This window comes from Variovorax sp. GW460-12-1-14-LB1, assembly GCF_059423605.1.
In genome coordinates, this window is sequence record NZ_JBWKYF010000001.1 from 35,448 (window position 1) to 49,376 (window position 13,929).

Annotated in this window: 14 protein-coding genes and 1 riboswitch; of the genes, 7 read left to right on the plus strand and 7 right to left on the minus strand. The window is 69.1% G+C overall.

Annotated features, from left to right (window positions below; genetic code table 11):
• Positions 1-112 precede the first annotated feature (112 nt).
• Positions 113-1,072 (plus strand): 23S rRNA (adenine(2030)-N(6))-methyltransferase RlmJ, encoded by a 960-nt coding sequence (locus AC07Y4_RS00180; RefSeq protein WP_487850270.1) that lies wholly within the window; start codon positions 113-115, stop codon positions 1,070-1,072.
• Positions 1,073-1,082: 10 nt separating this feature from the next.
• On the opposite strand, the gene AC07Y4_RS00185 is transcribed toward AC07Y4_RS00180, so the two are convergent.
• Genes AC07Y4_RS00185 through ahcY form a run of 4 tightly spaced genes read right to left on the minus strand, consistent with a single transcriptional unit; the run spans position 1,083 to position 4,888 of the window.
• On the minus strand, positions 1,083-1,721 hold the full coding sequence (locus tag AC07Y4_RS00185) for a septal ring lytic transglycosylase RlpA family protein (protein WP_307584318.1): 639 nt from the start codon (positions 1,719-1,721) through the stop codon (positions 1,083-1,085).
• 53 nt (positions 1,722-1,774) lie between these two features.
• Positions 1,775-2,599 carry a methylenetetrahydrofolate reductase [NAD(P)H] gene (gene metF / locus AC07Y4_RS00190; protein ID WP_062482359.1) on the minus strand — a complete coding sequence of 275 codons (825 nt, stop codon included), beginning with the start codon at positions 2,597-2,599 and terminating at the stop codon, positions 1,775-1,777.
• Between the two features lie 10 nt (positions 2,600-2,609).
• A complete protein-coding gene (locus tag AC07Y4_RS00195) occupies positions 2,610-3,443 on the minus strand; it encodes a TlyA family RNA methyltransferase (protein WP_487850271.1) in 834 nt (277 codons plus the stop codon).
• Positions 3,444-3,448: 5 nt separating this feature from the next.
• Positions 3,449-4,888, minus strand: coding sequence for an adenosylhomocysteinase (gene ahcY, locus AC07Y4_RS00200; RefSeq protein ID WP_062482353.1), 1,440 nt, complete (start codon positions 4,886-4,888; stop codon positions 3,449-3,451).
• A 65-nt stretch (positions 4,889-4,953) separates the two neighbouring features.
• Positions 4,954-5,022, minus strand: a riboswitch (S-adenosyl-L-homocysteine riboswitch).
• Between the two features lie 251 nt (positions 5,023-5,273).
• Here ahcY and phaP point away from each other — a divergent pair.
• The 6 genes from phaP to AC07Y4_RS00230 all read left to right on the plus strand — a co-directional run bounded on the left by phaP (position 5,274) and on the right by AC07Y4_RS00230 (position 10,607).
• Entirely contained in the window at positions 5,274-5,771 is a 498-nt protein-coding gene (gene phaP / locus AC07Y4_RS00205; RefSeq protein WP_062482351.1) for a TIGR01841 family phasin, read from the plus strand.
• Between the two features lie 22 nt (positions 5,772-5,793).
• Positions 5,794-6,723, plus strand: a complete 930-nt coding sequence (locus AC07Y4_RS00210; protein ID WP_095947938.1) for an alpha/beta fold hydrolase — start codon at positions 5,794-5,796, stop codon at positions 6,721-6,723.
• Positions 6,724-6,769: 46 nt separating this feature from the next.
• Positions 6,770-7,213, plus strand: coding sequence for a hypothetical protein (locus tag AC07Y4_RS00215; protein ID WP_487850272.1), 444 nt, complete (start codon positions 6,770-6,772; stop codon positions 7,211-7,213).
• Positions 7,210-8,283: an alpha/beta fold hydrolase gene (locus AC07Y4_RS00220; RefSeq protein WP_307584315.1), complete on the plus strand. Its 1,074-nt coding sequence runs from the start codon at positions 7,210-7,212 to the stop codon at positions 8,281-8,283. Before AC07Y4_RS00215 ends, AC07Y4_RS00220 begins: the two co-directional genes overlap by 4 nt.
• A gap of 25 nt (positions 8,284-8,308) precedes the next feature.
• The gene (locus AC07Y4_RS00225; RefSeq protein ID WP_487850273.1) at positions 8,309-8,902 is read left to right on the plus strand and encodes a GNAT family N-acetyltransferase; all 594 of its coding nucleotides are present in this window, start codon (positions 8,309-8,311) and stop codon (positions 8,900-8,902) included.
• Between the two features lie 76 nt (positions 8,903-8,978).
• The gene (locus AC07Y4_RS00230) at positions 8,979-10,607 is read left to right on the plus strand and encodes a peptide chain release factor 3 (protein WP_062482912.1); all 1,629 of its coding nucleotides are present in this window, start codon (positions 8,979-8,981) and stop codon (positions 10,605-10,607) included.
• 28 nt (positions 10,608-10,635) lie between these two features.
• Here AC07Y4_RS00230 and AC07Y4_RS00235 read toward each other — a convergent pair whose 3' ends face one another.
• The 3 genes from AC07Y4_RS00235 to AC07Y4_RS00245 form a co-directional block, all read right to left on the minus strand.
• Positions 10,636-11,439, minus strand: a complete 804-nt coding sequence (locus AC07Y4_RS00235) for an ABC transporter permease (RefSeq protein WP_487850274.1) — start codon at positions 11,437-11,439, stop codon at positions 10,636-10,638.
• 184 nt (positions 11,440-11,623) lie between these two features.
• Entirely contained in the window at positions 11,624-12,664 is a 1,041-nt protein-coding gene (locus AC07Y4_RS00240) for a DNA methyltransferase (RefSeq protein WP_487850275.1), read from the minus strand.
• A complete protein-coding gene (locus tag AC07Y4_RS00245; RefSeq protein ID WP_487850276.1) occupies positions 12,661-13,851 on the minus strand; it encodes a hypothetical protein in 1,191 nt (396 codons plus the stop codon). The genes AC07Y4_RS00240 and AC07Y4_RS00245 overlap by 4 nt, the downstream gene beginning before the upstream one ends.
• Between the last annotated feature and the right edge of the window lie 78 nt (positions 13,852-13,929).

Below are 13,929 nucleotides of genomic sequence, written 5' to 3' on the forward strand. Positions count from 1 at the left end.
CCCAAAATCGCCATCCGGCTCCTCGCATTGCTGCCCCTCGTTGTGTTTTGTAAATCAATGTAGCGCCGCGCGAGTCTAGCGCTCCCCTTTCCACTTTTTCAGGCCTCATTCCATGTTCAGTTACCGCCACGCGTTCCATGCCGGCAACCACGCCGACGTGCTCAAGCACACGGTCCTGATTGCCACCCTCGACCACCTGCTTGAAAAAGACGCCGCGCTGACCGTCGTCGACACCCACGCCGGTGCCGGCCTGTACCGGCTCGACGGCGACTACGCCGGCACCAGCGGCGAAGCGGCCGACGGCGTGCTGCGCTTCTTCCCCGCGCCGACAAAAGCGACCGAAACGCCCGCGCCAGCCACGAAAACGGCTGGCAAGAAAGCGGCAGCCCCCGCCGACGAAAAGCCGGTCGCCGAAGCCATCGCCCGCTACCTGAGCGTGATCCACGACTTCAACCCCAAGGGTGGCGCCCGCGTCTACCCCGGCTCGCCGTTCATCGTGCAGCACCTGCTGCGCGACCACGACAAGCTCAAGCTGTTCGAGCTGCACCCGACCGACGCCCGCACGCTGGACGCCAACATCGCCCAGCTCGAGGCCGGCCGCCGCATCGCCGTGCTGCGCGACGACGGCTTCGGCAGCGCCACCAAGTTCCTGCCGCCGCCCTCGCGCCGCGCGCTGGTGCTGATGGACCCGAGCTACGAAATGAAGACCGACTACGGCCGCGTGCTCGACTTCGCGGCCGAGGCGCTCAAGCGCTTCGCCACCGGCACCTACGCCGTCTGGTACCCGATCATTCCGCGCCCCGAGGCGCACGATCTGCCGCGCCGCCTGAAGACGATGGCGACCAAGGCCGGCAAGCCGTGGCTGCACGCCACGCTGACGGTCAAGTCGAGCAAGATCACGAAGGACGCCGCCTCGGGAGAAACGCAGCGTCCGGGCCTGCCGGCGAGCGGGATGTTCCTGATCAACCCGCCCTACACGCTGAAGGCGCAACTGGCCGAGGCACTGCCCCAGCTGGCCGAGCGCCTGGCCCAGGACCGCAACGCCGCCTACTCGCTCGAGAGCGGCGGCTGAGGCCGGCCGCTCAGCGGCGCTTGCGCGGCGGCACGATCACCCGCTTGCGCGCAGGGGCCGGCGCACGAACGCGCGAGGTCGGCGCCTCGGGCAACAGCGCGGGCTGCAGATCTTCCGCCGCCACGGCCTGGCCGCCGCAGCGCATGCCCTCGCGGTCGATGACCGACAGCGCCACCTGCTTGATGCCCATGCTCGTGAGACCGATGCGGTCGGCCGCGGCGCGGCTCAGGTCGATGATGCGGCCCGGCGTGAAGGGCCCGCGGTCGTTGACGCGCACCAGCACCTCGCTGCCGTTGACCAGGCTGCGCACGCACACGCGCGTGTTGAAGGGCAGCGTCTTGTGGGCCGCCGTCATGGCGCCCATGTCGAAGCGCTCACCGTTGGCGGTCTTGCGCTGGTGGAACTGGATGCCGTACCACGACGCGCCACCACGCTCGAAGATCTCGCGCGGCTCATCGCCGGGCACGCCGTCGTCCAGCGACTCGCCGGTGCCCGACACCGCGAGGTCGTAGCGCACCGACGGCACGGCCGAGCGCGGCGCGGCACCGGGCGGCACGGCCAGGCCGCGTCCCAGCGGCTGCAGCCGCTTGCCGGACGCCGCCGGCGCGGCGGTGGTGTCCGCGTCTTTCTCCTGCGTGGCAGGCGGCATGGTGCACCCTGCGAGCACGCAGGAGACCGCGACGGCGACCGCGCGCAGCCCTCTCAATCCAGGCGCTCCAGAATCGCCAGCGTGGCCGCCGACTGGTTCATCGTGTAGAAGTGGATCGCGGGTGCGCCGCCCGCTTGCAGGCGCGCGCACAGGTCGGTCACCACGTCCAGGCCGAAGGCCTTGATGGAGGCCGTGTCGTCGCCGAAGCCCTGCAGGCGCAGGCGGATCCAGCGCGGAATCTCGGCGCCGCAGGCGTCCGAGAAACGCATGAGCTGCGTCGAGCTCGTGATGGGCATGATGCCCGGCACGATCGGCGTGTCGAGCCCCAGCTTGCGCGCGTCGTCGACGAAGCGGAAGTAGGCCTCGGGGCTGAAGAAATACTGCGTGATGGCCGAGTCGGCGCCGGCCTTCATCTTGGTCGCGAAGGCCTGCAGGTCGGCTTCGGGCGAGCGCGCCTGCGGATGCACTTCGGGGTAGCAGGCCACCTCGATGTGGAAGTCGCGGCCGGTCTCCTCGCGGATGAAGGCGACGAGGTCGCTCGCGTACTGGAACTCGCCACCGATGCCGTAGCCGCTGGGCAGGTCGCCGCGCAGCGCGACCAGGCGCTTCACGCCCATGGCCTTCAGCTCGGCCAGCTGCTCACGCACCGTGGCGCGCGTGGCGCCGATGCACGAGAAGTGGCTGGCGGCGTCCACGCCTTCGGCCAGGATCTCCTGCACCGCACCGAAGGTGCCCTGGTGCGTGGAGCCGCCCGCGCCGTAGGTGACGGAGCAGAACTGCGGCTTGCGCGCATACAGCTGCTGGCGCACGGCGCGCAGCTTGACCGCGCCTTCGGGCGTCTTGGTCGGGAAGAATTCGAAACTCAGCGGAAGGCGCACCTGCGTCTCCTTAGGAACCGTCGCCCGCCTTGGCAGCAGCACGAACGGCGTGAATGAAAAACTCGCGGTTGCCGTCGCCCCCGGCGATCGGGCTGTCGAACCAGCGCAGCACCTTCAGCTCGAGCGCCGCGCAGGCGTCGTGCAGGCGCTTCTCGACCACAGCGTACATCGCCTCGTCACGCACGATGCCGCCCTTGCCGACCTGGCCGGGCTGCAGCTCGAACTGCGGCTTGACCAGCATCAGCAACTGGCCGTCGTCGGCCAGGAACTGCACCACGGCCGGCAGCACCAGCGTGAGCGAGATGAAGGACAGGTCGCCGACGATGAGGTCGAAGCGCGGCTCGGCCGGGGCTTCGACGACTTCGAGCGCCTCGCCCACCTCGTCGTCCTCGCCATCGTCCACCTGCAGGTCGGCCGGCGACAACGCCCGCGCATTGACGCCTTCGATGGCGACCACGCGTTCGTCCTCGCGCATGCGCGCATGCAGCTGCCCGTGGCCCACATCGACGCCCACCACCTTGGCGGCGCCATGCTGCAGCAGGCAGTCGGTGAAGCCACCGGTCGACTGGCCGACGTCCAGGCACAGCTTGCCCGTCGGGTCCACGCCGCTGGTCTTCAGCGCACCTTCGAGCTTGAGGCCGCCGCGCGACACGTAGCGTGCCTCGGCGGCGTCGGCGAGCTCGAGCTCGGCCGACTCGGGCACTTCGTCCTTGTTCTTGGCGACGTTGCGCCACGCGTCGCCCGTGCCCGCGTCACGCCAGCGCATGCCGCCGGCGATGAGCCGGACCGCCTGCGAACGCGACGCGGCCAGGCCGCGCTCCACCAACAGTTGATCGGCGCGCACGCGGATCAATAGCGGTAGGTGTCCGGCTTGTAAGGGCCGTTCTTGTCCACGCCGATGTAGGCGGCTTGCGAGTCGGTCAGCTCGGTGAGCATGGCGCCGACCTTCTTCAGGTGCAGGCGCGCGACCTTCTCGTCCAGGTGCTTGGGCAGCACGTAGACCTTGCCGGCCTGGTAGGCGTCGGGCTTGGTGAACAGCTCGATCTGGGCGATGGTCTGGTTGGCGAACGACGACGACATCACGAAGCTCGGGTGGCCCGTGCCGCAGCCCAGGTTCACGAGGCGGCCCTTGGCCAGCAGGATGATCTTCTTGCCGTCCGGGAAGGTGATGTGGTCCACCTGCGGCTTGATCTCTTCCCACTCGTACTTCTCGATCGACGCGACGTCGATCTCGTTGTCGAAGTGGCCGATGTTGCAGACGATGGCCTGGTCCTTCATCTTGACCATGGTGTCGTGCGTGATGACGTCCTTGTTGCCGGTGGTGGTCACGAAGATGTCGGCCTTGTCGGCGGCGTACTCCATGGTCACGACCTTGTAGCCTTCCATCGCGGCCTGCAGAGCGTTGATGGGGTCGATTTCGGTGACCCACACCTGGGCGCTCAGGGCGCGCAGCGCCTGGGCCGAGCCCTTGCCCACGTCGCCGTAGCCGGCCACGCAAGCGACCTTGCCGGCGATCATCACGTCAGTCGCGCGCTTGATGCCGTCCACCAGCGATTCGCGGCAGCCGTACAGGTTGTCGAACTTGCTCTTGGTGACCGAGTCGTTCACGTTGATGGCGCGGAACAGCAGCGTGCCCTTGGCGCTCATCTCGTTCAGGCGGTGCACGCCGGTGGTCGTCTCTTCGGTCACGCCGATGATCTCGGCCGACTTGCGGGTGTACCAGGTGTCGTCCACGGCCAGCTTGGCCTTGATGGCGGCGTACAGAATGCGTTCTTCTTCGCTGGTCGGGTTGGCGAGCACGCCCAGGTCTTTTTCGGCGCGCTGGCCCAGGTGCATGAGCAGCGTGGCGTCGCCGCCGTCGTCCAGGATCATGTTCGGGCCTTCGCCCTTCGAGCCCTTGGGACCGAAGTCGAAGATGGCGTGGGTGTAGTCCCAGTAGTCCTTCAGCGACTCGCCCTTGATGGCGAACACCGGCGTGCCGGCGGCGGCGATGGCGGCGGCGGCGTGGTCCTGCGTCGAGAAGATGTTGCACGAGGCCCAGCGCACTTCGGCGCCCAGGGCTTGCAGCGTCTCGATCAGCACGGCCGTCTGGATGGTCATGTGCAGCGAGCCCGTGATGCGCGCGCCCTTCAGGGCCTGGCCCTTCGAGAACTCTTCACGGATGGCCATCAGGCCGGGCATCTCGGTTTCGGCGATCTTGATTTCCTTGCGGCCCCAGGCGGCAAGGGACAGGTCGGCAATCGCCTGGTCGGCGGTCGAGACGGGGGTGGGCTTGAGTACAGCGCTCATGTGAACTCCAAAACTGGTTTGAAAGATGCCACTGCGTACGGGGAAGAAAGACTCACCGCGAGAACAGCGGGTGAGCGTGGTTGCGATGTGGTCCGAGCCTCACGCCTGACGGCGCTGCAACGCTCCTCGGAGCGCCGGATTGTAGTCGCGGCCGCCCGGCCCGCCAATCGACCGGGGCATCCCACATCACGGAAAGCGCGGGCGCCCGCCAGGCCGGGCCGTGCGGCGCGGGCCACCCCGGGAAACTCCGCAGGCAAATCCGCGCTTGGAGCGCCCTGAGCCGCGCCGGCCCGGCGTATCGTGGCGGCGGGCCCCGGCCGCCCGGCCGCTGCCTGCATCCACCCGTTCGATTGTTTTCATCACCCGACACAGGAGATTCCGCACCATGGCCACTGCCAAGAAAGCCGCCGCGAAAAAAACCACCGCCAGCAGCGCCGGCGCGAAGCAGGCGGCGCCGTCCGCCGCGGACATGCTCGATCCGATGAAGAACCTCAAGGGCATGGCCGAGCGCCTGCAGAACCTGAACCTGACCGGCGGCGCCGGCAAGCTGCTCGACAGCGGCCGCAAGGACCTGCAGGCGCTGATGCAGGCCAATGAAAAGTCCTACCAGGGCCTGCAGACCGTGGTGCAGCGACAGACCGAGATGATCAAGACGGCCATCGCTGAATGGCAGACCGCCGCCAAGGCGATGCCGGGCAAGGACCCGAAGGAAAACCTGGCCAAGCTCGACGAGCTGGGCCGCCAGTCGTTCCAGCGCGCCGTCGACGACATCAAGGAACTGGCCACCCTGGCCGCCAAGTCGCAGGCCGATGCGTTCGACGTGGTGCGCCAGCGCATCCAGGCCAACGTGGACGAGGTCACGAAGCTGCTGCAGCGCAAGTAACAGGAAGAAAAGAAAGGCCCGCATGACCGCCGTCGCGCCCCGCACCGAACGGCGCACCCGCGCCAACGGCATCGAACTGGCCTGGGACAGCTTCGGCGACCCCGAGGCGCCGCCGCTGTTGCTGGTCATGGGCCTCGGCGCCCAGATGGTCGCGTGGGACGACGCGTTCTGCGCCGCCCTGGCGCAGGCCGGCGGCCACCATGTGATCCGCTTCGACAACCGCGACATCGGCCACTCCACCCACCTGCCGCACGCCGGCGTGCCCGACATCCAGGCGCTGATGCTGCAGGCCATGGCCGGGCGCCCGCTGCAGGTGCCCTACACGCTGCGCGACATGGCCGACGACTGCGCCGGCCTGCTCGACGCGCTGGGCATCGCGCGCGCCCACGTCGTAGGCGCGTCGATGGGCGGCGCCATCGGGCAGGAGATGGCCATCCATCACCCGGGGCGGATGCGTTCGCTCACCAGCATCATGTCGAGCACCGGCGACCCGGCCCTGCCGCCGCCCACGCCCGAGGCGCTGGCGGTGCTGTTCGCGCCCGCGCCGACGAGCTTCGAGGCCTACCTGCCGCACCACGCCAAGCTGTGGCGCGTGCTGCGCGGGCCCGACGCCTTTCCGCTCGACGAGGCGCGCGACGCCGAGCGCGCGCAGCTGGCCTTCCTGCGCGGCCTCAACCCGGGCGGCGTGGCGCGGCAGCTGGCGGCCGTGTTCGCATCGGGCAACCGCAAGCCGGCATTGCGCGCGGTGCAGGTGCCCACGCTGGTGATCCACGGCGACGTCGATCCGCTGGTGCCCGTAGCCTGCGGCATCGACGTGGCCGAGGCCATTCCCGGCGCGACGCTGCTGCGCATTCCGCGCATGGGCCACGCGCTGCCGATCGCGATGTGGCCGCAGATCATCGAGGCCATCGCCGCGCACACCGCACGGGCGGCGCGGCGCGACGATCACTGAAAAGAAAAAAGAGACACGACAACGAACCCAGACGGAGGTGTTTTTCATGAGCCAGTTTCCGTCCCTCGATCCCATGGCCCTGTGGCGCGAGCTCACGGCCCAGTGGGAAAAAAGCACCAACGAATTCGCCAACGAAGCCATGGCCTCGGACCCGTTCCGACAGGGCATGCATGGCGGCATGAACGCCTCGCTCACTGCGCAGAAGGCGGTGGGCGACCTGATGGCGCGCTACCTCACGCTGCTGAACCTGCCCACGCGCGCCGACCTGCAGGCGCTGGGCGAGCAGCTGCACCGCATCGACGACCACCTGGCGGGCATCCGCCGCGCGCTGGAAGGCGGGGCCAGACCCACCGCGCGGACCGCCGATGCGGCCACCGCACCGCCCCGGCCACGTCGCACCAAGCAGCCGCCCGCAGCGACGGCTGCGACTGCACCGGCCGCCAAGACCGCCGCCCCCAAGAAACGCCCCGCCGGAAAGCGCCGCCCATGAGCGCGCCGCCCGACACCTTCCAGCTGCCCGACATCCGCGGCGAGATCGAGCGCACCATCCAGCGCAACATCAAGGGGCTGGACTTCCTCACGTCGACCGCGCCCGCCGTCGGCCTCACGCCCAAGGACGAGATCCACCGGCGCGGCACGCTGAGCCTGTACCACTACCGCCCGATGGTCGACGAGATCTACCGCGTGCCGGTGCTGATGGTGATGGCCACCACCAACCGCGCCTACATCTTCGACCTCGCGCCGGGCCAGAGCATGGTCGAGTACCTGCTGCTCAAGGGCTACGACGTCTACGTGATGGACTGGAACGCGCCGCGCCCCGACGAGAAGCGCCTGCGCATCGAGGACTACGTGCTCGACTTCATCCCCGATTCGATCCGCCGCGTGCAGGAAGACTCGGGCGAGGAAGACGTGACCATCGCCGGCTACTGCATGGGCGGCGTGCTCTCCACGCTGTACGCGGCGCTGCACCCCGGCGGGCCGATGAAGAACCTGGCGCTCTTCACCACGCCGATCGACTTCAGCCGCATGAAGCTCTTTCATGCGTGGTCCGACCGGCGTTACTTCGACGTCGACCGCCTGATCGACACCGTGGGCAACGTGCCGCCCGAGATGCTGTTCGCCTCCTTCGACATGCTGCGCCCCGCCGGGCGCGGCGCCGGGCTGGTGCAGCTGTGGGACAACATGGCCAACGACGAGTTCGTCAAGTCGTACCGCATGTTCGACCGCTGGGGCGCCGAGATGCTGCCGCTGGCCGGCGAGTACTTCCGCCAGACCGTGAAGGAGCTCATGTGGGACAACAAGCTCCACAAGGGCGAGCTGGTGCTCGGCGGGCGCCCGGTGCTGCTGAAGAACATCACCGTGCCGGTGCTGCACGCGCTGGCGCAGCACGACCACATCGTGCCCTACGAGGCGGGCCAGCCGCTGATCGCCGGCATCGGCTCCACCGACAAGGAAGAGGTGGTGCTCAAGGGCGGCCACGTGAGCCTGGCGGCCGGCACCAACGCCGTGCGGCGGCTGTGGCCCAAGCTCGACGAATGGCTGGGCGTGCGCTCCACCTGACGAACACAACCTTCCCCCTACGCTCATGACCGCATCTTCTTCCCGCACCTACCCGCGCACCGTTTCCCACGCGGACGGCGACATCGCCCTGCGCCTGATGACCGGCGCCGACGCGCCCGCCGTGCTGGCCTTCGCGCAAGCGCTGCCGGCGCACGACCTGCTCTTTTTGCCGCGCGACATCACCGAGCCCAAGGTGATGGCCGCCTGGGTCCGCGCCATCGAGCGCGGCGACATCGACAGCGTGCTCGCCGTGCGCGACGGCGCCGTGCTGGGCTGCGCCGCCGTCATCCGCGACCCGCACTCGTGGTCGGGCCACGTCGCCGAGTTGCGCGTGCTGGTGTCGCCCACGCTGCGCGGCGGCGGCCTGGGCCAGCAGCTGGCGCAGGAGGGCTGCGCGCTGGCCTTCGCGCACGGGCAGGAAAAGATCGTCGCCCAGATGACCGTCGACCAGCGCGGCGCCATCGCCGTCTTCCAGGCCCTGGGCTTCCGGCCCGAGGCCCTGCTCAGGCGCCACGTGAAGGACCGCGAGGGCAAGGCGCACGACCTCGTGGTGCTGAGCCAGGACGCGGCGCAGGTCGAGGCGCAGATGCGGGCGTACGGGGTGACGGAGGCGTTTTAGGCCCATCGGCGAGGGGTTCAGGGGCTTGGCGGGGCGGCCTCCTAAAATCGGGGGATTCCCCTGCAGATTGCCCACCTTGTCTTTTCTCGCCGAAACCCGCCGCCGTCGCACCTTCGCGATCATTTCCCACCCTGACGCCGGCAAGACCACGCTGACCGAAAAACTGCTGCTGTTCTCGGGCGCGATCCAGATCGCCGGCTCGGTGAAGGCCCGCAAGGCCTCGCGCCACGCCACCTCCGACTGGATGGAAATCGAGAAGCAGCGCGGCATCTCGGTGGCCTCGTCGGTGATGCAGATGGTGTACCGCGAGCACGTGATCAACCTGCTCGACACGCCCGGCCACAAGGACTTCTCGGAAGACACCTACCGCGTGCTCACCGCCGTCGACTCGGCGCTGATGGTGATCGATGCGGCCAACGGCGTGGAAGCGCAGACGCGCCGGCTGATCGAGGTCTGCCGCCAGCGCGACACGCCCATCATCACCTTCGTCAACAAGATGGACCGTGAAGTGCGCGAGCCGCTGGACATCCTGGACGAGGTGGAGCGCGAACTCGGCATGCCCTGCGTGCCCATGACCTGGCCCGTGGGCCAGGGCAAGAGCTTCCGCGGCATCATGAACCTGCGCACGCAGGCGATGACGGTGTTCGAGTCGGGCAGCGAGCGGCTGCCGCACGACTTCGAGACCATCCCGCTGAGCGAGCGCGACACGCTCGTCAAGCGCTTCGGCGCCGACTTCGAGCACGCCATGGAAAGCATGGAACTGGCCACCGGCGCCTCCCCCACCTGGGACCGCGAGGCCTTCCTGGCCGGCAAGCAGACGCCGGTGTTCTTCGGCTCGGGCGTGAACAACTTCGGCGTGATGGAAGTGCTCGACGCGCTGGTCGACCTGGCCCCCTCGCCGCAGTCGCGCACCAGCACCACGCTGGTCAACCGCCAGCCGGTGGTGAAAGAGATCCAGCCCGAGGACAAGGACTTCGCGGGCGTGGTCTTCAAGGTGCAGGCCAACATGGACGCCAACCACCGCGACCGCATCGCCTTCGTGCGCATGGCCTCGGGCAAGTACACGCCGGGCATGAAGCTGAAGGTGCAGCGCACCGCGAAGGAGTTGCGTCCCACCAGCGTCGTGACCTTCATGAGCCAGCGCCGCGAGGCGGTGGAAGAGGCCTACGCCGGCGACATCGTGGGCTTCACCACGCACGGCGGCGTGCAGCTGGGCGACACCATCACCGACGGCGCGAACCTGCAGTTCACCGGACTGCCCTTCTTCGCGCCCGAGCTGTTCATGACCGTCATCCTGAAGAACCCGCTGCGCACCAAGCAGCTGCAGCAGGGCCTGGCCCAGTTGGGCGAGGAAGGCGCGATCCAGGTCTTCCGCCCCGAGGTCGGCGGCCCGATGCTGCTGGGCGCGGTCGGCCAGCTGCAGTTCGAAGTGGTGCAGCACCGCCTGAAGGCCGAGTACGACGCCGACGTGCGGCTCGAAGGCTGCCAGTACACGGGCGCGCGCTGGATCACGGCCGACACCCCGGCCGAGCTGCGCGAGTTCGTCCACGCGTACCCGGTGCGCATGGCCAAGGATGCGGCCGACACGCTGGCCTTTTTGTGCACCTCGCCGTACGACGTGCGGCTGGCGCAGGAGCGTTTTCCGAAGATCCACTTCCATCCGCTGCGCGAGCACGCGGGGCTGGCGCTGCAGAGCGCGGGCTGATCGATCGATCGGATGACCGTCGGGCGCGTCAGCTGCCCGACGAGGTGTAGTGGCGCAGCCCGATGCGCCACGCACCGAACGCCGCCGCGAGGAACACGAAGCCCGCGAGCGGCGACACCCACCCCACCCAGGCCGGCGCGCCCAGCGGATCGGGCTTGCCCAGGATCGCCAGCACCGGGTAGTACGCCACGCAGGCCAGCGGCACGATGAAGGTCAGCACGCGGCGAAACCACTGCGCATAGAGCGCCAGCGGGTACTGCGCCGCCTGCACGCCGCCATAGGTGAGCACGTTGGCGATTTCCAGGCTTTCGACGGTCCAGAACGACAGCGTGCCCTGCAGCACGAGGATGCCGAGGAACAGCGCGATGCCGCCGGCCAGGGCGAACGTTGCGATTGCCACGGCGCTGGGGGTCCATGCGATGTCGGCCTGCACGGTCGCAAAGGCCAGCACGAGCAGGCCCTGCAGCAGACGGCCGAGGCGGCTGATGCGCACGTCGTGGCCCATGAGCTGCAGCGCGAGCGGGCGCGGGCGCAGCAGCAGCCGGTCGAAGGTGCCGGTGCGCAGGAACTCGGTGCCCAGCACGTCGAAGCCGCGGCCCAGTGCGTCGGCGAGGGCGAACATGCAGTTCACGAGGCCATAGAACAACGCGACCTCGCCGATGCCCCAGCCCTGCACCTCGCCGAAGCGATGGAACAGCGCCCAGACGGCGACCACCTCGATGCCTGTGCCCAGGAACTGGCCGAGGGTCAGCAGCAGCGCGGACGCGGGGTACCTGGCCTGGCCGCTGATGGAGGCGGCCATGAGGCGGAAGAAAAGAGGGAGGGCGCCCATCTTCAATGGCCCCCGCCGCTGTTCAGGGCGCGTGCACAGGCCACCGGGTACTTCCCTCCGCGAATGTCCCTCGGGCTTCGCCCTCTTCCTTGATTTCGCTGTGGGAAGCATCCGGTGTCCTGCGCACACCGAGCGCGGTCGTGGTGCGGGTCGGTCCACCGCTGTGCGGATTGCGTCATGCCACTCATTGCTCGTAGCAGATGTCGAGCCTGATCAATGCGCCGCGGGCATCGATGCGGTCGGCTCGGAAGTAGAAGCGGCCGCGGTAGCTGTCGAGGTGAAGGGGCACGGTGACCGGGTCGCCCCAGCTCGTCACCGAGAAGCCCTGCCCTTGCAGCCATCGCAGCAGGGCGTCCAGGCGCTGCGGGTCGGCGTCGACGCGGATGTCGGCGTCTGCGGGCGCAGTGCCTTGCGGGTCCTGCTGCCAGCGCGCGAAACTGCCGAACAGCGTGAAGGCGAGTCCTGCGGCGCGCATGGCATCGAGCAGCGCGGCCGTGGCCGACAGGTCGATGCGCTCGCGCTGCTTGCGAAAGACCAGCGCGTGTTCGTGACGCCGGTCGGTGCGGGCATCGGTGTCGCTGTCTGCCGCGTCGTGCGGATAGACCAGCACGCGCTCCTCCTCCATCGTGAAGAGCGAACCCAGGATGCGCGCGAGATCGAAGGCCAGCGGCAGCACGCGATCGCCGATCCGGAGGTTTTCCACCATCGCGATGCAGGCACCGCCCTCGCGCAATCCGGCACGGACGCGGTGGAAGACGTTGCGCAGGCCGTCGAGGTGCTGCGCGTAGCTCGGGCTGCCGTAAAGCTGGGAGGTTTCCTGCGCACCGGTCCAGCGGCAACCGAAGTAGGGCACGTTCGTCAGGCACAGGTCGAAGGGCGGGAGCGCGGCGTCTTCGAGCGCATCGCACGAGGCGTGCAGGAGCGTCGTGCCGTGTGCGAGGCCGTGGCGTGACAGCCGCTCGCGAACGAGGTCGATGCGGTTGGCATCGACTTCGCAGCCCAGCGCCTGGCGCTGCTCGAGGCGCGCCGCGAGCAGCGTCGTGCCGAAGCCGGCGAACGGATCGAACACCGTGTCGCCCGGTTGCGAGAACCGGCGCACGAAGGGCAGCATCTGCTCGAGCCATCCGCAATCGCGCCCGCCCATCGGGTCCCGCGTGCGCAGGTCGTCCGGCAGCCGGTAGCGCGGCGATTCATGGTCGAGCATCAGCCAGCTGTGACTGCTCATGGACAGGCCTTCGCGGTGCGCGTGTCGAGCAGCACGTCGTGCCCCGGCTCCCAGCCGGCGCACAGCTGTCCGTCGGCAAAGTAGACGAGCTTGTAGACATCGCCGGTCGCGTGGCGCGCGCGCATGGCGCCGTAGTCGGCGCTTTCGAAGACGACCGTCAGGCCGCTGTCGGTGCGCAGGCGCAGGTTCCAGAAGTAGTAGCCCTCGGTGAGGCTTTCGAGGGTCCACCCGCGCGAGATGTCGGGAGCGTCGAGGCAGGCCGTCAGCAGCGCGTCCATCGAGACCCGCTGCGTGCGCAGATAGCGCGCGGTGGCGTTGTCGCGATAGCCGTCGTCGAGCCGCGAGAACTCCCGGAAGACGACGGTGCCGGCGCCGCATTGCCGTGCCCACGCGAGGTACGCGGCCACGTCGGTCGGCTGCGCGACGCCGCCGCGCTGGAGGATGCACACGAGCCGCAGCGCCACCGCATCGGCGAGCTGGCGCGCGGTGCGCTCGAACACGACGGGGTCGCCGATGGCCACCTCGGGCCGGAACCGCATGATGGCCTGGTTGACCGCGCCGTCGTGGTGATGGCGGGACAGCTCCAGCCAGCTCATTCCGAAGCGTTGCAGCGCGCGCCGCAGCACCTCGCCCTGCGGTCCGGCAAAGCCTGCGCCGTTGGTATAGAGCACACGGTCCTCGACCACCGGGCCCTCGCTTTCGCCCGCGGCCAGCGTGTGCAGCAGCCGGAGCATCCAGTCGGCGTCGTCGCTCGTTTCCAGGCCCGAGAGCGACCACGACAACGGCACGCCGCGCAAGGCGCGCAGCGCGCGAGACAGGCCGTCGAAGTAGTCGGGCGCCGGACGCAGTCGGGACGCCGAGGTTCCGCCGTCGGTCTTGCGCAGGTTTTCCGAGCAAAAGCCGCAACGTGCCGAACAAGGCTTCACGGAGGCGTACGGCGTGAACGTGAGGGGCTGCGCAAAGCGCCGCGCGACGCCGCCGATCGTGTGCGTGTGCCAGCGCGCGGCCTCGTTCGAAGGCGGCGTGCGAAGGGTCACCCCGCGCACGGAGCGGCGAAGGCGTTCGAAGAGCGGGGAACTCGCGCTGCGCGGCAGATCGGCCACGGCGATCTGGTCAATCGCGCAGGTCACGGCCCGCACGGCGAGAGGCGTCGGCGCATCGGCTTCAACGGGAATGACGGGGCGCATGGCAGGGGCGGGGTTGTCGCACCCGCCACCATACGACAGCGCTGCCTCCGAGGGCGGGAGTGGCTCCCTGCGCGCGTC

Excerpts from the sequence above, each read along its gene's own strand:
- AC07Y4_RS00245 (WP_487850276.1), bottom strand. The coding sequence starts at position 13,851 with ATGCGCCCCGTCATTCCCGTTGAAGCCGATGCGCCGACGCCTCTCGCC.
- AC07Y4_RS00220 (WP_307584315.1), top strand. The coding sequence starts at position 7,210 with ATGAGCGCGCCGCCCGACACCTTCCAGCTGCCCGACATCCGCGGCGAG.
- ahcY (WP_062482353.1), bottom strand. The coding sequence starts at position 4,888 with ATGAGCGCTGTACTCAAGCCCACCCCCGTCTCGACCGCCGACCAGGCG.
- AC07Y4_RS00180 (WP_487850270.1), top strand. The coding sequence starts at position 113 with ATGTTCAGTTACCGCCACGCGTTCCATGCCGGCAACCACGCCGACGTG.
- AC07Y4_RS00215 (WP_487850272.1), top strand. The coding sequence starts at position 6,770 with ATGAGCCAGTTTCCGTCCCTCGATCCCATGGCCCTGTGGCGCGAGCTC.
- phaP (WP_062482351.1), top strand. The coding sequence starts at position 5,274 with ATGGCCACTGCCAAGAAAGCCGCCGCGAAAAAAACCACCGCCAGCAGC.
- AC07Y4_RS00225 (WP_487850273.1), top strand. The coding sequence starts at position 8,309 with ATGACCGCATCTTCTTCCCGCACCTACCCGCGCACCGTTTCCCACGCG.
- AC07Y4_RS00235 (WP_487850274.1), bottom strand. The coding sequence starts at position 11,439 with ATGGGCGCCCTCCCTCTTTTCTTCCGCCTCATGGCCGCCTCCATCAGC.
- AC07Y4_RS00210 (WP_095947938.1), top strand. The coding sequence starts at position 5,794 with ATGACCGCCGTCGCGCCCCGCACCGAACGGCGCACCCGCGCCAACGGC.
- AC07Y4_RS00185 (WP_307584318.1), bottom strand. The coding sequence starts at position 1,721 with ATGCCGCCTGCCACGCAGGAGAAAGACGCGGACACCACCGCCGCGCCG.
- AC07Y4_RS00240 (WP_487850275.1), bottom strand. The coding sequence starts at position 12,664 with ATGAGCAGTCACAGCTGGCTGATGCTCGACCATGAATCGCCGCGCTAC.